Here is a 17,803-nt window from a genome sequence, read left to right as displayed (position 1 = left end):
AGCTATAACCTTCGAGGCATGGCTGGCACGGCCGGGAGGGAATGGGAGGAGTGGAACTCCAGGAGATCCGAAGCTTCCTCGAGGTCGCGGCCGCCGGCAGCTTCTCCCGCGCCGCCGTGCGCCTCGGGGTGACTCAGCCCGCCCTCAGCCGGCAGATCGCGCGGCTCGAGGCGGGGTTGGGCCGGGAACTGCTCTACCGCCACGGGCGCGGTGTGATGCTGACCGATGCCGGCCGCCGCTTCCTCGAGGTCTCGCAGGGCGTCACGCAGCAGCTCGCCGCCGTGCGGGCGGAGCTGGCGACGGGCGCCCTGGACCTGGTCGGCAGCGTCACCCTGGGCATGCCGCCCTCCCTCTCCGCCAGCATGGGGGCGGACCTGGCGCTGCGCTTCGGCTCCCGCCACCCCGGCGCCGCGCTGCGCATCCGGGAGGCTTTCAGCGCCATCCTGCTGGAGTGGACGGAATCCGCGCGGCTCGACCTCGCCGTCCTCTACGATGCCCGGAACAGCCCGCACCTGATTGCCACGCCGCTGCTGCTGGAGGAGTTCTTCCTCATCGAGCCCCCCGCCGCTGGCGCGCCTGAACCCGTCCCGCTCCTCTTCCTCGAGGAACAGGAGCTCGTCGTCCCCGGCCCGGAGAACGGCCTCCGCCGTGTGCTGGACGCGGCCTGCGCCGCGGAGGGCGTGCGCCTGCGCGTGCGGATGGAGGTGGACTGCGTGCCCGCCCTGAAGCAGCTGGTGGAGCGCGGCGTCGGCTCCACCGTGCTCCCCTTCGGTGCCGTCCACCGCGAGGTGCGCGAGGGCCGGCTGCGTGCCCGGCCCTTCCGCTCCTCCGCCATGCGGGCGCTGCTGGTGATCGCCACGCCCGCCAACCGGCCGGTCACGCCCCTGGTACGCGCCGCGATCAGGGCCGTTCAGGAGGAAGTGGAACGGCTCATCCCGCTGAACGTGCTGCGCGGCGCCACGCGCGGGCCGGACGGGGCCACCCTCGTGCCCTGAGAGGAGAGCCTCGCCGCTAAGAGCCGGCCAGCGGCAGCGCCGAGGCCAGGAGTCGCTGCCCCGCCCGCTCCAGCGAGGCGGCAGCCTCCTCCGCCCCGAGATAGGCGGCGGAGGAGAAGGCGCCCTCCGTCAGCATCATCAGGGAATCGCCCAGCATCTCCGGATCGGCCGCCCCCGCCTCGGCACAGACCCGGCGCAGCCTCTCCAGCATCTCGCGCTTGTAGGTGTCCGCGACCTTCCGGGCGGGGTGCTCGGGATCCGGGAACTCGGCGATGGCAAGGCCCAGCGAGCAGCCCCGGAAACCGGGCTGCCGCAGCTCCGCCGCCGCCGCCGTCACGAAGGCCGCCGGGCGCTCCCGCGGCGGAAGCCCGGGGCCGAGCGCCTCGTGGTACCACGCCGCTTCCTGCTCGCAGTCATCGCGCAGGATGCAGGCCACCAGTTCGTCCTTCGACGGAAAGGCCCGGTAGAGGCTGATCTTCGTCGTGCCCGCCACGCGGCACAGCTCCTCGACCCCCGTGGCGCGGATGCCCTGCCGGTAGAACAGCTCCCGGGCCACCTCCCTCAGGCGCTGCGCCGCCGATCGGCGCGGCGGGGTCGCGGACACTTCGCTCACGGTCACCTCTCCATTCCGCCAATTTCATTCCATCGGGCGCAAGGCGTCCCGACACCGTCTCCCACCAGGGGGTTGTAATGATACCGACCGGTTCGTATCAATAGGGACGAACCGGTCGGTATCATCCGACCCCCGGAGATTGGCCATGCCGACCCCTCACCGCAAGGGCACCCTTCTCAGCGGCCTGGCCCCGCTGGCCCTCGCCCTTGCCCTTCCCCTGATCCCTCTTCCCGCCCAGTCGCAGCCCGCACCCCCCACCGTCACCGTCTCCGAGCCCGTCCGCCGGAACGTGACGGAGTGGGAGGAGCACATCGCGCGCCTTGAGCCCTCCGCCCGCGTCGAGCTGCGCCCCCGCGTCTCCGGCCAGGTAGAGCGGGTCCACTTCCGCGACGGGCAGGTCGTCCGCGCCGGCGACCTTCTCTTCTCCGTGGATGCCCGCCCCTTCGAGATCGCGATCGAGAGCGCCCGGGCCGAGCTCGCCCGCGCCGAGGCCCGGCTGGAACTGGCGCGCCAGGAGAACGACCGCACCTCCTCCCTCGTGCGGGAGCGCTTCGCCCCCCAGGCCCAGCTCGACACCCGCCGCGCCGCCCAGCGCGACGCCGAGGCCGGCATCGCCGATGCCCGCGCCCGCCTGCGCCAGGCCGAGCTGGAGCGCAGCTGGACCGAGGTGCGCGCCCCGCAATCCGGCCGCGTCTCGGACCGCCGCGTGGATGCCGGCAACCTCGTCCAGGCCGGCACCACCCTGCTGACCACCATCGTCGCGCTGGACCCGGTCTACGCCACCTTCGACCTCAGCGAGGCCGACCTCCTCCGCGTCTCCCGCCGCGGCGGGGCGCAGGAAACCCCGGTGCAGCTGCGCCTCGCGGACGAGACGGAGTTCGCCCGCCAGGGGCGGATGGACTTCCTGGATTCCGCGCTGAACGACCGCTCCGGCACCATCAGGGCGCGCGCCACCCTCCCCAACCCCGACCTCTTCCTCACCCCCGGCACCTTCGCCCGCCTGCGCCTCCGCGCCGGGGAAGGGGAGGTGCTGATGGTGCCGGACGCCGCCATCGCGGCCGACCAAGCCGCGCGGGTGGTGATGACCGTGGCCGCGGACGGCACCGTGGTGGCCAAGCCCGTCACGCTGGGCCCGGTGATCGACGGGCTGCGCGTGGTGCGCGCCGGCCTCTCGCCCTCCGACCAGGTGATCACCGCCGGGCTGCACCTGGCGCGCCCCGGCGGGCGGGTGACGGCGGAGGTGAAGCCCCTCGCCCCCGCCCGCCTGGCCCAGGCGCGCTGAGGGAACCGCCGCCATGCGCTTCGCCCAGTTCTTCATATCCCGGCCGGTCTTCGCCTCCGTCATCTCCATCGCCATCGTCCTGATCGGCGCCATCGCCGGCCTCCGCCTGCCGATCAGCGAGTACCCGGAGATCGCGCCCCCCACCGTCACCATCGCCGCCACCTACCCCGGCGCCTCCGCCTCCGTGATCGCGGAGACGGTGGCCTCCCCCATCGAGCAGGAGATCAACGGCGTGGAGGGGATGCTCTACGTCACCTCCCAGGCCACCGGCGACGGCCGCCTCGCCGTCAACGTCGTCTTCCGCCAGGGCGTGGACGTGGACCAGGCTCAGGTGCTCGTCCAGAACCGCATGGCGGTGGCCGAGGCCCGGCTGCCGGAGGAGGTGCGCCGCCTCGGCATCACTGTCCGCAAGGCCTCGCCGGACATCATGATGGTGGTCCACTTCACCTCGCCGGACGGCTCGCGGGACGAGGGCTACATCTCCAACTACGTCATGCTGAACGTGCGCGACCGCGTGGCGCGGCTGGACGGCATCGGCGACGTGCAGGTCTTCGGTGCGCGCGACTACGCCATGCGGATCTGGCTGGATCCCGCCAAGGTCGCCGCCCGCGGCCTGACCCCCGGCGAGGTGCTGGAAGCGCTGCGCCGCGCCAACGTGCAGGTGGCCGCCGGCGGCCTGAACCACCCGCCCACCGGCGCCTCCAACGGCGCCTTTCAGCTCAATATCCAGGCCCTCGGCCGCCTGCGCGACGTGGAGGAGTTCTCCGACATCGTCGTGGCCACGAACGAGGCTGGCGCCCCGCTGCGCCTGCGCGACGTGGCCCGCGTGGAGCTGGGCGCCCAGGACTATACCCTCAGCGCCTATCTCGATGCCGACCGCGCCGTGGCGATGCCCGTCTTCCAGCGCCCGGGCTCCAACGCCCTGGCCACCGCCGCCGCCCTGCGCGCGACGCTGGAGGAGCTGAAGGGGAACTTTCCGCCCGGCCTCGCCTACCACACGGTCTACGACACAACCCGCTTCATCGAGCAGTCGATGGAGGCGGTGGTGATGACCTTCGTCGAGGCCATCATCCTCGTCGTGCTCGTGGTGATCCTCTTCCTGCAGTCCTGGCGCGCCTCCATCATCCCGCTGGCCGCCATCCCCGTCTCCATCATCGGCACGCTCGCCTTCATGGCGGCGCTCGGCATCTCGCTGAACAACCTCTCCATGTTCGGCCTCATCCTCGCCATCGGCATCGTGGTGGACGACGCCATCGTGGTGGTGGAGAACGTGGAGCGGCACATGGCGGAGGGGATGGACCCCGTCGCCGCCACCCGCCGCACGATGGACGAGGTGGGCTTCGCGCTCCTCGCCATCGCCCTCGTCCTCTGCGCCGTCTTCGTGCCCACCGCCTTCATCGAGGGGCTGTCCGGCGCCTTCTACCGCCAGTTCGCCGTGACCATCGCGGTGGCCACCCTTCTCTCGGCCCTCGTCTCCCTCACCCTCTCCCCCGCGCTGGCGGCCCTGCTGCTCCGCCCGCACGGGCACGGGCACGCCACGGGCTGGCGCGCCTGGATCGCCGCGCCCTTCGGCCTGTTCTTCCGCGGCTTCAACTGGATGTTTGACCGCCTCTCCATCGGCTACGGCGCGCTCACCCGGCGGCTGGTGCGGCTCACCGCCGTGCTGCTGATCCTCTTCGCCGGGCTGCTGGCCCTCACGGGGCAAATGGTGATGAGCACGCCCACCGGCCTGATCCCGCCGCTGGACCGCGGCTACCTCATCGCCGCCTTCCAGCTCCCGCCCGGCGCCTCCCAGGCGCGCACGGACGCGGTGATCCGCCAAGCCACGCGCGACGTGCTGGAGGTGCCCGGCGTCGCCAACTCCATCGCCTTCACCGGCTTCGACGGCGCCACCTTCACCAACGCCCCGAACTCCGGCGTGATCTTCGTCAACCTGAAGTCCTTCGAGGAGCGCGCGGCGCAGCACCTCACCTTCGCCGGGATCACCGGCGCGGTGCAGGCGCGGCTGATGCAGCAGCGCGACGCCCTCGCCCTGGTGATCCCGCCCCCCTCCGTGCCGGGCATCGGCACCGGCGGCGGCTTCAAGTTCTACATCCAGGACCGCGGCGACCGCGGCGCGCGGGCGCTGGAGGAGGTGACGAACCGCGTCGTCGCCGCCGCCAACGGGCGCCCCGAGATCGCCATGGCCTTCACCCTGTTCAACACCAAAACCCCGACGCTGCGGGCGGAGGTGGACCGCAGCAAGGCCGAGATGCTCGGCGTCCCGCTCTCCCGCGTCTCGGAGGCGCTCTCGATCTATCTCGGCTCCGCCTTCGTGAACGACTTCAACATCCTCGGCCGCACCTACCGCGTCACCGCCCAGGCGGAGGAGACGCAACGCCTGACGCCGCGCGACGTGGCCCTGCTGCGCACGCGCAACGCGGACGGCGCCATGGTCCCCATCGGCTCCCTCGCCACGCTGGAGCCGGACACCGCTGCCTACCGCGTGCCGCGCTACAACCTCTACCCCGCGGCCGAGGTCCAGGGCGCGCCGAAGCCCGGCATCTCCACCGGCCAGGCAATCGCGGCCATGGAGGAGCTGCTGCGCCAGGAGCTGCCCCCGGGCTTCGGCTTCGAGTGGACGGAGATCGCGCTGCAGGAGACCACGCAGGGCAACACCGCGCCGATCGCCTTCGGCCTGGCCGTCGTCTTCGTCATCCTCCTGCTCGCCGCTCTCTACGAGAGCTGGCTGCTGCCGCTCGCCGTGGTGCTCATCGCGCCCATGTCCGTGCTGGCGGCGCTTGCCGGCGTGGTCTGGCGCGGGCTGGACAACAACGTCCTCGTCCAGGTCGGGCTGGTGGTGCTGATCGGGCTGGCCGCGAAGAACGCGATCCTGATCGTGGAGTTCGCCCGCCAGGCCGAGACGGAGGGGATGACCCGCTGGCAGGCCGCCGAGGCCGCGGCCCGCACGCGGCTCCGCCCCATCCTGATGACGTCGCTGGCCTTCATCCTCGGTGTCCTCCCGCTCGCCATTGCCACCGGCGCCGGTGCGGAGATGCGGCAGAGCCTCGGCACCGCCGTCTTCGCGGGCATGCTCGGCGTCACCCTCTTCGGGCTCGTCTTCACGCCCGTCTTCTACGTCGTGGCGCGCGCCATGGCGCGAAAGGAGAGGGCGCATGAAGCGGCCCAGGAGGAGACGAAGGCAACCGCTGCGGCATAGGCCCGGCGGGCTGCCTGGATCGGAGGAGGGGCGGGGAGGGGGCGCGTGGCCCCGCACCCCGCCCCTTATCCGTTCGGGCAACTCCTCCCTGGCCCATCGGCGCGGGCTCGTCCGGCAGCGGGCCCGCCGCTAGACTGCCGGGGATGCCGCCGCACCCGATTCACGACCCGCTGATGCTGGCCGCGCCGCCGGTGATCGAGGCGGCGCCCCTGGCGGAGGCGCTGCGCCGGGACTGGGGGCTGGAGGGCGCGCTGCACCCGCTGGGCGGCGAGCGGGACCGGAATTTCCGCCTGGAACGGCACGGTTCCCCGCCGCTCCTGGTGAAGCTCGCCCACCCCGACGAGGATCCAGCGGTCACCGGCTTCCAGACCGCAGCCCTGCTGCACTTGGAGGGAACGGCGCCCGACCTGCCCCTGCCACGGATGCTGCGCGCGCGGGACGGCGCGACGGAGCGCGCCCACCCGGCTGCGGATGCCCGGCCCTGCCTGCTGCGCGTCCTCACCTATCTGCCGGGCCGGCCCATGGCGCCGCCGGAAGCGCCCGCGGAGGCACTGGGGCATCTAACGGCCCGCCTGGACGCGGCCCTCTCCGGCTTCGCCCATCCCGCCGATGGGCGCCGGCTGCTCTGGGACATCCGCGAGGCGCCCTCGTTGCGCGAGTTCCTGCCGGACGTGTCCGATCCCGGCCTGCGCGCCCTGGCCGAGGCCGCGCTGAACCGCTTCGAGAGCGGCCCCTCCGCCGCTCTCGTCGCGCTGCCGACACAGGTGATCCACAACGACCTGAACCCACACAACGTGCTGGCGGACGAGCACGGACGCCTGGCCGGTATCATCGACTTCGGCGACATGGTCCGAGCCCCGAGGCTGCAGGAGGTGGCGACGGCCTGCGCCTACCTCGTGCGGCCGGGCGATGCGCCCCTGGCGGGCCCGGCCGCCTTCCTCTCCGGCTATCGCGCCGTGCTGCCCCTGCCGGAGGAGCAGGCCGCCCTGCTGCCGGCCCTGATCGCGACCCGCATGGCGATGACCGTGCTCATCACCCACTGGCGCGCGCGGCGGCAGCCGGAGAACGCGCCCTACATCCTGCGCAACATGCCCGGCGCGCGGGCAGGGCTGGAAAGCCTGGCGCGGCACTCCGGAGGTTAGGCGATGCCCGACGACAGCCCGCGCAGCACGAGCATGATCAACGCCTTCGACCCCTCCCGCGCCGCAGGCCTGTCGGAGCGGGAGCGGGCGATGGTGGAGCGCCGACAGCGCCTCCTCGGCCCCGCCTACCGCCTCTTTTACGAGCACCCCGTGCACCTCGTGCGCGGGGAGGGAGCCTGGCTCTTCGACGCGGACGGGAACCGCTACCTGGACTGCTACAACAACGTCGCCTCCATGGGCCACGCGCATCCCCGCGTGGTGGAGGCGATCGCGCGTCAGGCCGCGCTGCTGAACACCCACACGCGCTACCTGCACGAGACGGTGCTGGACCTCGCGGAAGCCCTGCTGGTGACCTTTCCCGCCTCCCTCGGCCACGCGATGTTCACCTGCACGGGATCCGAGGCGAACGACCTCGCCCTCCGCATCGCCCGCGCCCACACGGGCGGCGAGGGGATCGTCGTCACCTCGCTCGCCTATCACGGCGTCACCGCCTCCCTCGCGGAGCTCTCCCCCTCGCTCGGTGAGGGCGCGCCGCTCGGCCGCCATGTCGCCACGGTGCCGCCGCCCGACGCCTATCGCGGCGGCCCCGACATGCCCGCGCGCTTCGCCGCCGACATTGCGGCCGCTTTCGCCGGCCTCGCGCGCCACGGCATCCGCCCCTGCGCCCTGCTGGTGGACACGATGTTCACTTCCGACGGCGTCTTCCCCGATCCCGCCGGCTTCCTGGCCGGCGCCGCAGGGGCCGCGCGCGCCGCCGGCGCCCTCCTCATCGCGGACGAGGTGCAGCCGGGCTTCGGGCGCACCGGCACCATGTGGGGCTTCGCGCGCCACGGGGTGGAGCCGGACATCGTGACCATGGGCAAGCCCATGGGGAACGGCCACCCGCTGGCCGGCCTCGTCATCCGGCCGGAGCTGCTGAAGCGCTTCGGGGGGCAGGTGCGCTACTTCAACACCTTCGGCGGCAACCCCGTCTCCGCCGCCGCCGGGCTCGCCGTGCTCCAGGTGCTGCGCGACGAAGGGCTGGCGGAGAACGCCGCCGCCGTGGGCGCCTACCTGGTGGACGGCCTGCGCGCGCTCGCCGCGCGCCACGCCCTCATCGGCGACGTGCGCGGCGCCGGCCTCTCCATCGGCTGCGAGCTGGTGCGGGACCGCGCGACGAAGGAGCCCGCCACCACCGAGACGACCCGCCTCGTGAACGCGCTGCGCGAGCGCCGCATCCTCATCAGCGCCTCCGGCCCCGGCGCCAACATCCTGAAGATCCGCCCGCCCCTCTGCCTGACGCGGGAGCAGGCCGACATCCTCCTCGGGACGATGGACGAACTCCTCGGCGCCTGATCCCCGGGCGCCTCTCGATGGCCGGGCACAGGGCAACCTCTTGCGCCGGGAGACGGGAACGGACTAGAAGGTTGCGCACGCAACCAGTTGGCCCGGATGATCCTGGCCGATGGCGAGACCGAGGGGAGCGAGGCAGGCCATGGACCCGGCAGCGCGACCCCCCTTGCCCGTCGCCATCATCGGCGGCGGTCCCGTCGGCCTGACCCTCGCCGCGCTGCTGGGCCGGCAGGGCGTGCCCGCCACGGTCATCGAGGCCGATGAGGGCTACTGCACCGGCAGCCGCGCCATCTGCATCTCCCGCCGCTCGCTGGAGATCCTCGGCTGGGCCGGGATCGACCGCCCCGTTCTCGAGAAGGGCCTGGGCTGGACCGAGGGGCGCAGTTTCTACGGCACGCGGGAGGTGCTGCGCTTCCGCATGCCGTCCGAACCCGGCGACCGCTTCCCGCCCATGGTCAACATCCAGCAGTACTACGTGGAGAGGCACGCCCACGAGGCGGCCCTGCGCGTCGGCGCGACGGTGGAGTGGTCCACCCGCCTCACCGGCCTGCACCGGCGGGAGGATCACGTCGAGCTGGAACTGCGGGGCGCGGACGGCGAGGGGCGCCGGCTCCGCGCCGCCTGGGTCGTCGCCTGCGACGGCGGCCGCAGCACCGTGCGCGACCTGCTCGGCCTCCGGCTCGAGGGCGTGCAGTACGAGGGCCGCTACGTCATCGTGGACATCGAGCAGGAGACGGAGCGCCCGGTGGAGCGCCTCGCCTGGTTCGATCCCCCGTCCAACCCCGGCTCCACCATCCTCATGCACCGCCAGCCCGACAAGGTCTGGCGCATCGACTACCAGCTGCGCGACGACGAGGACCCGGAGGAGGCGGTGAGGCCGGAGAACGTCCTTCCCCGCGTGCGCAGCCACCTCGAGATGATCGGCGAGACGGCGCCCTGGAAGCCGCTCTGGATCTCCATTTACAACGCCAAGTGCCTGACGCTCGGCGCCTACCGGCACGGCCGCGTGCTCTTCGCCGGGGATGCGGCGCACCTCGTCCCCATCTTCGGCGTGCGGGGCCTCAACTCCGGCCTCGACGATGCCGGCAACCTCGCCTGGAAGCTCGCCCGCGTGCTGCACGGCCATGGCGGGGACGGCCTGCTGGACGGCTACTCGGAGGAGAGGCTGGCCGCGGCGCGCGAGAACATCGCCTACGGCGCGAAGAGCACCGAGTTCATGGCGCCGCCGAGCTTCGCCTTCCGCCTGATGCGCGACGCCGCGCTGCGGCTCTCCCTGGAGGACGAGGCGGTGCGCTCCCTCATTAACCCCCGCCAGTCCGCCCCCGTCCGCTACCCGACCGCCCCGCTCGGCCAGCACGGGGACGGTGCGCTCCTCGGCGCCGCCGCCGCGCCCGGCCTGCCCGCGCCCGACGCGCCGATCCTTTCCAGCGAAGGCCCGCGACACCTCAGCCAGGCCTTCGGTCAGGGCTTTGTGCTGCTGCGCTTCGCCACCGGGGACGCGGCCCCGCTCTCACCCCTGCCCGAGGACGTCACGCCGATGACGCTGCTCCCCCCCGGCGCGTCGCCGCGCCCGGGATGCCCGGTGGACGCCGAAGGGCTGGCGCGGGCGCGCTACGGCGCCGCCGAGGGCGCGGCCTGGCTCATCCGCCCGGATGGCTACGTCCTCGCCCGATGGGCGGAACCCGACCCCGCCGCGATCGCGACCGCGCTGGAGCGCCACGCCCCGCGCCGCCTCCACGAGCCGGCCTGAGAGGCGACGTAATGCACGCCGAAGACCTGGATCGCAGCTACACCGCCCTCTGCAAGGCCCTGGAGCGGGTGGGGGAGGGGAACGCCCAGCTGCTTCTCGCCATGGTCAGCCTCGCGCTGATCGCCCGGCAGGGCTCGGCGGAGGAGGTGCTGACAATCATCCAGGGCGCCGCCGACAACATCGGGGCAGGTCTGGTGCCGAACTAGCCGGCCGGCCCGGATCAGCCCTCCTCGGCGCCGCCCAGCCGGGCCTCGGCCCGCGCGATGGCGCGGTCCAGCAGGCGCCCGAACACCTCCCGCTCCCCGTCGCTCAGCCCCCCGAAGAAGCGGTCGTTCAGCGCGCCGATGGTCGCCATGGTCCTGGCCCAGAGGTCGGTCCCGCCCGGCGTCAGCGTCAGCACCACGCTCCGGCCGTCCTCGGCCGAGGCCCGCTTGTCCACCAGCCCCCGTTCCACCAGCGACTGCGCCGCCCGGCTCGCCTGCGCCTTGTTCAGGTTGGCCCGCCGGGCGAGGTCCTGCACGGAGAGGGGCGCGAAGGCCCCGATGGCCGCGAGGCAACGCCCTTCGCCCAGCGGTATGCCCAGCCTACCCAGATACGCCGCTTCGCTCTCGCGATCCGTCAGCTTGTGCAGCCGGTGCAGCCGGTAGGTCAGGGCCTTCTCGAGCGGGGATGTCATCTCGCGCCTGGGATTCCGTCCGGCCGGCAACGGCGCCGCCCGGGCCCCTCTAGCCCGCGCGCTCCGCCGCTTCCACCCGGGCGATGGCCGTCAATCGACCCTGATGCCGGCCAGCCGGATGATCTCGCCCCACTTCGCGGTCTCGGCACGGACGAAGGCGCCCAGCTCCTCCGGCGTGCCGCCGACAACGAGCCCGCCCTGCTCCGCCAGGCTGCGCCGCGTGTCCTCGTCCCGCAGCGCCGCCGCGACGGCGCCGTGCAGGACGGCGACGCGTTCCGCCGGCGTCCCCGACGGCGCGAAAAGGGCGTACCAGGTCTCCGAAATCACGTCCCTCGCGCCCGCCTCCGCCATGGTGGGCAGGTCGGGCAGGGCGGGCAGCCGCCGCTCCGCTGTGACGGCCAGTCCCGGCAGCGCGCCGCCACGGACATGCGAGAGCACCACCGGCACATCGGCCAGCACCATGTCGATCGTGCCGCCCAGGAGATCCGTGATGGCGGGCGCCGCGCCCCGGTAGGGCGCGTGCACGATGTCGATCCCCATCCTCAATCGGAACAGTTCCCCGGCGAGGTGGAGGGAGCTGCCATTGCCCGCCGACCCGTAGGTGAGACGCCCCGGCCGCCGCTTCGCCAGCGCCACCAGCTCCTCCACCGATTTCAGGCCGAGCTTCGGGCTTACGACGAGGATCTGCGGAACGGAGAGGACGTGGATGACGGGCGCCAGGTCCTTCGCCACGTCATAGGCCATGCGCGGCATAATCTGCGGCAACACGACGATCGCACCGGTGGAGGCGAGCACGGTCGTCAGCCCGTCCGGCCTGCTCCGCGCCGCCGCCTCCACCCCCACCATGCCGCCGGCGCCGGAACGGCTGTCCACCACCACGGGCTGCCGCAGCGCCCGGGTCATGGCCGGGCCGATGATCCGGGCGATGATGTCCGCCGGCCCGCCCGCCGCGAAGGGCACGATCACCCGCACCGGTTGATCAGGAAACCCTCCCTGGGCGAGGGCGGGCGCGCCGCGCAGCGCTGGCGCGGCCGCGAACAGGCCGAGAGCCTGGCGACGTGTGGGCATGGCGCCTCCTCCTGCGGGCTCCGGCCCGCCCTTGTTCACCGCCCCTGGAAGACGGGCCTGCGCTTCTCCGCGAAGGCGCGCTGCGCCTCCCGCGTGTCCTCCGTGCGGGCCAGCGCCACGGTCTGGCTCTGCTCGTAGCGGTAGCCGTCCCGCAGCGGCATCTCCTCCGTCAGGTTGAAGGAGCGCTTGGCGGCCTGCACGGCAAGCGGCGCCTTGGAGGCGATCTGCCGCGCGATCGCCGTCGCCTCCTCCACCAGCCGCTCCTTCGGCACGCAGAGCGAGGCAGCGTTCATCCGGTACAGCTCCGGCCCCGTCATGCGCTTCGCCGTGTAGATCATCAGCCGCGCGTCGGACTGGCCGAAGAAGCGCAGCACGTGCCGCACGCCGCCCGCCAGCCCCACATCCACCTCCGTCATGGAGAGGAAGGCCTCCTCCGCCACGACCAGGATGTCGCAGCACAGCGCCAGCACGCAGCCCGCCCCGATCGCCGCGCCGTTCACGGCCGCCACGATCGGCTTGCCGCACTCCATCACCGCGTCGAAGGAGGCGCGCACCATCCGGTTGTGCCGGGGATAGCCGCCCGGCTCCTCCGCCAGGTTCGGCCGCTCCCGCAGGTCGGCCCCCGCGGAGAAGGCGCGGCCCTCACCCGTCAGCACCACCGCGCGCACATCCGCCGTGTCGTGGATCACGTCGAAGACGCGCACGATCTCCTCGCGAAAGCGCCGGTCCTGCGCGTTCACCGGCGGCGCGGCGATGGTAACGGTCGCCACGTGCTCCTCCAGCTCCACGCGGAAGCGCTCCAGCCCTTCGAGGCCCGGAATCATCGCCATCTCCTCTACTCCGCGGCGCGCGCGGGCTGCCCCGCGGGGGCGAGCGGCGCCAGCCCGGTCTCCGGTGGGGAAAGCACGGGCGCGACGCCGTCCGGCAGGGGGATCTCGTGCGCGTTCAGCGTCATCGAGACCATCGTGTAGTAGCCGACCACCGCCGTCAGCTCGACCACGCCGCGCGCACCCCAGCGCTCCCGCGCCGCATCGTAAGTCGCGGTCGGGACCTGGCCGTCCAGTTGCAGGGCGCGGGCGAACTCATAGACCAGCGCCTCGTCCGCGTCCTCGAAGGCGGGCGGCTCGCCGCGATGGATCGCGTCGATGGCGTGCTGCGCGATCCCGGCCTCCGCCGCCGCGCGCGCATGCACCCACCACTCCACCTGGCTGGACCAGCGCCGCCCCGTGACGACGATCGCCAGCTCGTTCAGCCGCTTCGGCAGGCACGTGCCGAAGCGCAGGAACTCACCCAGCGCCGACCAGCGCGCGGCAAGGTCCGGGCTGTGGATCACCGCGCGCAGCGGGCCGATCACCTGGCCGCGCGGGCCGGCGAGGACGGAATCATAGACCTTGCGCTGCTCCGGGGTCAGCTCCTCAGGGCCGGGGAGCGGGATACGGGCCATGCTCGGCTCCTCTCAGGTAACGCCGCGCGCGGCGAGGCCGGCGATCTCGTCCGCGCCCAGCCCCAGCTCCGCCAGCACCTCCTCGGTGTGCTGGCCCAGCGTGGGCGGGGCGCGGTCGAAGCGCAGGGGGCTCTCGGCGAAGCGCAGCGGGCTCACCACCTGCGGCACGGTGCCGGCCACGGGGTGCGGCAGGTGGCGCAGCATCTCGCGGTGGCCGATCTGCGGGTCCTCGAAGAGCTCGGGGATCGTGTTGATCGGCGCGCAGGGCACGCCGGCGGCGTCCAGCGCCGCCATCAGCTCCGCGCGCGGAAAGTCGCGGAAGCGCGCCGCCAGCAGCGGCGTCAGCTCGGGGTTATTGCGCACGCGCGCGGCGTTGGTGGCGAAGCGCTCGTCATCCGCCCATTCCGCACGCCCGATCGCCTCGCAGAGCTTCCGGAACTGCCCGTCATTGCCCACGGCCAGCACGAGCTGCGCGTCCGCGCAGGGGAACACGTCCTGCGGCTGGATGTTCGGGTGCCGGTTGCCGCCGCGCTTCGGCGCGCGGCCGGAGAGCAGCCAGTTCGTCGCCTGGTTCGCCAGGAACGCCGCCTGCACGTCGAGCATGGCGAGGTCGATCGTCTCGCCCACCCCTGTCTCGTTCCGACGCGCCAGCGCCGCCAGCACCGCGATGCCGGCATACATCCCGGTCATCAGGTCCACGATGGGCACGCCGACCTTCTGCGGGCCGCCGCCGGGCGCGTCGTCGCGCTCGCCCGTCACGCTCATCAGCCCGCCCATGGCCTGGATAGCGAAGTCGTAGGCCGCCTGGTCCGCCCGCGGCCCGTCCTGCCCGAAGCCCGTCACGGAACAGTAGATCAGCCGCGGGTTCACGGCGCGCAGCGATGCGGCGTCCAGCCCGTACTTCGCCAGCGCCCCGGCCTTGAAGTTCTCCAGCACGATGTCCGCGCCCTCGGCCAGCCGCCGGATCACCGCCTGCCCCTCGGGCCTGGCCATATCGATCGTCACGCTGCGCTTCCCGCGGTTCACCGCCAGGAAGTAGCCGGCATCCTTCGTCGGGTTCCCCTCCCGGTCCTTCAGGAAGGGCGGCCCCCAGCCGCGCGTGTCGTCGCCCGCGCCCGGCCGCTCCACCTTGATCACGTCCGCGCCGAGATCGGCGAGGATCTGCGTGGCCCAGGGCGCCGCCATGATCCGGCTGAGATCGAGCACCCGCACATGGGAGAGCGGGCCCTGCCGCGCCTCAGTCATCCACCGCCTCCGTCGCCTGCACGGAAGGCCGCTCAAGGAACGCCGCGTGCCACGCCGCGATGGCCGGGCGCCCCGCTCGCCAGTCCATGTCGCTGAAGCGGAAATCGAGGTAGGAGAGGGCGCAGCCGATCGCGATGTGCCCGACATCGAAGGGCTTCTCGGAAAGGGCAGGGGCCTCCCGCTCCAGCCGGTCCAGCGAGGCGTCGGTCTTCACCGCGAAGCTCTCCAGCCACTCCGCCGTCCTCCGCTCCGCCGGCTTGTCGCGCTCGTTGCGGAACAGGATGAGCAGATCTAGCAGCCCGGTGCCGAGCGCGTGCCGCGTCAGCGCCTCGAACCGCGCGGGCCTTGGCGGGAAGAGGCTGCCGCCCGCGAGATCGTCCAGGTACTCGACAATCGTCAGGCTATCGAACAGCACCTGACCATCATCCAGCACCAGCGTCGGGATCTTGCTCAGCGGATTGTCTGGCAGCAGCGCCTCGTTCGGCTTACCCATGCGGACCACGGTGCGAACCGTGCCGATCCGCTCCGCCAGCCCCAGCTCGTGCGCCGCGATCATCACCTTTCGCACGAAGGGCGAGCGCGGGGACCAGTGCAGCTTCATCGCAGGAAGACCGGACGGGTCATGACGTTCCTCAATGTTCGTTAGGTCAGTCCTATGTCTTTTATGGCCCGTCGCTCGCCGCGTCCAGCCTGATCCGCCAGCAGGGCCGCCTACTTCAGCTTGATGTCGATGCGCACCACGTCCCCGCGGTAGATGCCGTCCGCCACCAGCACCAGCGTGCCCTTCGCGTCCACGGCGGCGCGGTGCACGAAGGCCACCGGCGCGTTCAGCGGCAGCTGCAGCGCGCCCGCGCTCTCCACATCCGCCACGCCGATCGTCAGCGTCTGCCGCGCATCCACCACCTGCACCCCCTTCAGCCCGGAGACGAGGCGCAGCGCCGTCTTGGTCGAGAGGTCCTCCGCGCTGACGAGGGGAGAGAGGCGCGCGTCGAGATAGACATCGGCCAGCAGGAAGGGCTGCCCGTCCCGCCAGTGGCGACGCCGGATGTGCCGGTAGAGCGGCGCGGGCTCGCCGATGCTGTCGGGGATGGTTTCGCCGGGCAGGCCGTCGGCGTCGGACAGGATCTCGATCTCCGCGCCCTCGCGGGAGCGGAGGAGGCCGTTCCAGTCCGCCTCCACGTCGCACCACAGCCGGTTCGCCGGCGTCTTGCGCACGAAGGTCCCCTTGGCGCGGAACCGCTCGATCAGCCCGTCCGCCTCCAGCTCGTCCAGCGCCTGGCGGATGGTGGCGCGCGCCACGCTGCACTCGGCCGCCAGATCGTCCACCGTCGGGATCTGCTGCCCCAGCTTCCAGGTCCCGCCCTCTATCCTCCGGCGGAACAGCGTGGCCAGCTGGATGTAGCGCGGCACGGCGCTGCGGCTGAGGTCGAGCTTGCCGGAAGGGGCGTCCATCCCCCCTTGTCGCACATCTCCGCCCGCGCGCAGAAGCGCCGCGGCCTCAGGCCGCGGCATCGAAGAACGTCCCGCCCGCCCGGAACGCCGCGATGTCCCGCAGCATCCGCGCGATGATCGCCGCCCGTGTCTCATGCGTGAGAGAGGCGTAGTGCGGCGCCAGCGCCGCGTTCTCCAGCGCGAGGAAGCGCGGATCGAGCCCCGGCTCGCTCGCGAAGACATCCAGGCCGGCCGCCGCGATGCCGCCTCCCTCCAGCGCCTCCAGCAGCGCCGCCTCATCAACCACGGACCCGCGCGCGATGTTCACCAGCACGCCCCGCGGCCCGAGCGCGGCCAGGGCGCGGGCATCCACCATGTGCCGCGTCTCCGCCCCGCCCGGCGTCGCCAGGATCAGCACGTCTGCCCACTCGGCCAGGGCCGCGACGTCCGGGTGGTACGGCCAGGGCGCCTCCGGCTTCGGGCGCGGCCCGGTCCAGCCCACCTCCATCCCGATCCCCGCCGCGCGGCGGGCGATGGCCGCCCCGATCCGCCCCAGCCCGACCACCCCCGCGCGCTTGCGGTACAGGCTAGTGCCCGGGCTCATCCGCCCCCGCATCCAGCGCCCCGCGCGCACGAAACGGTCCGCCTCCGCGATGCGGCGGGTGGCGGCGTAGATCAGCCCGATCGCGAAATCCGCGACGTCCTCCGTCAGCTCGTCCGGCGTGTGGCTCACCGCGATGCCGCGCGCCCGGGCGGCACCCAGGTCGATCTTGTCCAGACCGACACCCATGGAGGCGATCAGCCGCAGCCCCGGCCGCGCCGCCATCGCCGCCGCATCGGCCCCCACCATGCCCGTGGTCACGGCGATGCGCGTATCGCTCGCCGCCGCGTCCTCCGCGCCCAGCACGTCGTACTCGGCCGCCAGCGCGTCGCGCAGGTCCTGCGGCAGGGCGGCCAGCGCCAGGATCGTCTCGCGGCTCATGCCGTTCCCCCCGCCGCCGCCCGCGCGCGGGCGAGCTCGGCCATGATCTCCGGCATCCGCGCCGCCGCCGTTTCGCTGAGGCTGCCGTAGAGGCTGTTGCCGTGCGCGTCGATGCCCACGGTCAGCGGCCCCAGTCCTTCCACCTCCAGCGTCACCAGCCGGTAGTGCGAGACCAGATCGTTCCAGTTCACCGCCACCACCGCCCGGATCGCGTCCGACAGCAGCGGCGCCCCGCCGCCGACGAAGGAGAGGTACACCCCGCCCACCTCGCGCAACGCCTCCACGCAGGCCGCGTCCAGCCCGCCCTTGCCGCCCACGGCGCGCAGGCCGAAGTGCCGGATCAGCCCGGGCATCAGCGGGTTGAAGCGCGTGCTCGTTGTGGGGTTCATGTAAAGCACCTCGAACCCGCCCCCATCCGTCTCGCGCGAGTAGCTGCCGAGGTGGAACAGGCTGCCTCTGTGCAGGTCGCGCGGCGCCTCGCGTTGGCCCTCCGCTACTTCCACGATGCGGTGATGCGTGGGCAGCCCGGCGGTGATGGTGATCTCCCCGTCGAGCAGCACCATGTCACCGGCGCGCAGCGACAGCGCGTCCTCCGCCGAGAGCGGCAGCCGCAGCCGCCGGATCTCCTCCTCCATGGCGGCCCC

General features: G+C 72.8%; 17 protein-coding genes. 7 read left to right on the top strand and 10 right to left on the bottom strand.

The window, feature by feature from the left end:
- Nucleotides 1-50 precede the first annotated feature (50 nt).
- Entirely contained in the window at nucleotides 51-995 is a 945-nt protein-coding gene (locus VQH23_RS24730) for a LysR substrate-binding domain-containing protein (protein ID WP_338663325.1), read from the top strand.
- 16 nt (nucleotides 996-1,011) lie between these two features.
- Here the strand turns inward: VQH23_RS24730 and VQH23_RS24725 are convergent, their stop codons facing one another.
- Complete coding sequence (locus tag VQH23_RS24725) at nucleotides 1,012-1,608, bottom strand: TetR/AcrR family transcriptional regulator (RefSeq protein WP_338663324.1); 597 nt, start codon at nucleotides 1,606-1,608, stop codon at nucleotides 1,012-1,014.
- 145 nt (nucleotides 1,609-1,753) lie between these two features.
- Here VQH23_RS24725 and VQH23_RS24720 point away from each other — a divergent pair, with 145 nt between their 5' ends.
- From VQH23_RS24720 to VQH23_RS24695, 6 genes are all read left to right on the top strand, one after another.
- Nucleotides 1,754-2,890, top strand: a complete 1,137-nt coding sequence (locus VQH23_RS24720; protein WP_338663323.1) for an efflux RND transporter periplasmic adaptor subunit — start codon at nucleotides 1,754-1,756, stop codon at nucleotides 2,888-2,890.
- Nucleotides 2,891-2,903: 13 nt separating this feature from the next.
- Nucleotides 2,904-6,089, top strand: a complete 3,186-nt coding sequence (locus tag VQH23_RS24715; protein WP_338663322.1) for a multidrug efflux RND transporter permease subunit — start codon at nucleotides 2,904-2,906, stop codon at nucleotides 6,087-6,089.
- 143 nt (nucleotides 6,090-6,232) lie between these two features.
- A complete protein-coding gene (locus VQH23_RS24710; protein WP_338663321.1) occupies nucleotides 6,233-7,231 on the top strand; it encodes a phosphotransferase in 999 nt (332 codons plus the stop codon).
- A 3-nt stretch (nucleotides 7,232-7,234) separates the two neighbouring features.
- The gene (locus VQH23_RS24705) at nucleotides 7,235-8,566 is read left to right on the top strand and encodes an aspartate aminotransferase family protein (RefSeq protein ID WP_338663320.1); all 1,332 of its coding nucleotides are present in this window, start codon (nucleotides 7,235-7,237) and stop codon (nucleotides 8,564-8,566) included.
- Between the two features lie 163 nt (nucleotides 8,567-8,729).
- The gene (locus VQH23_RS24700) at nucleotides 8,730-10,313 is read left to right on the top strand and encodes an FAD-dependent monooxygenase (RefSeq protein ID WP_338663319.1); all 1,584 of its coding nucleotides are present in this window, start codon (nucleotides 8,730-8,732) and stop codon (nucleotides 10,311-10,313) included.
- Between the two features lie 11 nt (nucleotides 10,314-10,324).
- On the top strand, nucleotides 10,325-10,519 hold the full coding sequence (locus VQH23_RS24695) for a hypothetical protein (protein WP_338663318.1): 195 nt from the start codon (nucleotides 10,325-10,327) through the stop codon (nucleotides 10,517-10,519).
- 14 nt (nucleotides 10,520-10,533) lie between these two features.
- On the opposite strand, the gene VQH23_RS24690 is transcribed toward VQH23_RS24695, so the two are convergent.
- The 9 genes from VQH23_RS24690 to VQH23_RS24650 form a co-directional block, all read right to left on the bottom strand.
- A complete protein-coding gene (locus VQH23_RS24690) occupies nucleotides 10,534-10,989 on the bottom strand; it encodes a MarR family transcriptional regulator (RefSeq protein ID WP_338663317.1) in 456 nt (151 codons plus the stop codon).
- A 90-nt stretch (nucleotides 10,990-11,079) separates the two neighbouring features.
- Nucleotides 11,080-12,057 carry a tripartite tricarboxylate transporter substrate binding protein gene (locus VQH23_RS24685; protein ID WP_338663316.1) on the bottom strand — a complete coding sequence of 326 codons (978 nt, stop codon included), beginning with the start codon at nucleotides 12,055-12,057 and terminating at the stop codon, nucleotides 11,080-11,082.
- Between the two features lie 35 nt (nucleotides 12,058-12,092).
- The gene (locus tag VQH23_RS24680; protein ID WP_338663315.1) at nucleotides 12,093-12,881 is read right to left on the bottom strand and encodes an enoyl-CoA hydratase/isomerase family protein; all 789 of its coding nucleotides are present in this window, start codon (nucleotides 12,879-12,881) and stop codon (nucleotides 12,093-12,095) included.
- Between the two features lie 11 nt (nucleotides 12,882-12,892).
- Complete coding sequence (locus VQH23_RS24675) at nucleotides 12,893-13,501, bottom strand: carboxymuconolactone decarboxylase family protein (protein WP_338663314.1); 609 nt, start codon at nucleotides 13,499-13,501, stop codon at nucleotides 12,893-12,895.
- Between the two features lie 12 nt (nucleotides 13,502-13,513).
- A complete protein-coding gene (locus VQH23_RS24670; RefSeq protein WP_338663313.1) occupies nucleotides 13,514-14,746 on the bottom strand; it encodes a CaiB/BaiF CoA-transferase family protein in 1,233 nt (410 codons plus the stop codon).
- Nucleotides 14,739-15,347: a glutathione S-transferase family protein gene (locus tag VQH23_RS24665; protein ID WP_338663312.1), complete on the bottom strand. Its 609-nt coding sequence runs from the start codon at nucleotides 15,345-15,347 to the stop codon at nucleotides 14,739-14,741. The genes VQH23_RS24670 and VQH23_RS24665 overlap by 8 nt, the downstream gene beginning before the upstream one ends.
- A 110-nt stretch (nucleotides 15,348-15,457) precedes the next feature.
- Entirely contained in the window at nucleotides 15,458-16,198 is a 741-nt protein-coding gene (locus tag VQH23_RS24660; RefSeq protein WP_338663311.1) for a GntR family transcriptional regulator, read from the bottom strand.
- A gap of 46 nt (nucleotides 16,199-16,244) precedes the next feature.
- The gene (locus tag VQH23_RS24655) at nucleotides 16,245-17,159 is read right to left on the bottom strand and encodes an NAD(P)-dependent oxidoreductase (protein WP_338663310.1); all 915 of its coding nucleotides are present in this window, start codon (nucleotides 17,157-17,159) and stop codon (nucleotides 16,245-16,247) included.
- Nucleotides 17,156-17,794 carry a fumarate hydratase C-terminal domain-containing protein gene (locus tag VQH23_RS24650; RefSeq protein ID WP_338663309.1) on the bottom strand — a complete coding sequence of 213 codons (639 nt, stop codon included), beginning with the start codon at nucleotides 17,792-17,794 and terminating at the stop codon, nucleotides 17,156-17,158. Before VQH23_RS24650 ends, VQH23_RS24655 begins: the two co-directional genes overlap by 4 nt.
- Between the last annotated feature and the right edge of the window lie 9 nt (nucleotides 17,795-17,803).

Source organism: Pararoseomonas sp. SCSIO 73927 (assembly GCF_037040815.1).
Classification (GTDB): Bacteria; Pseudomonadota; Alphaproteobacteria; order Acetobacterales; family Acetobacteraceae; genus Roseomonas.
Note: the sequence above shows the minus strand (reverse complement) of the source record. Positions and strands in the feature narration are given on the sequence as shown.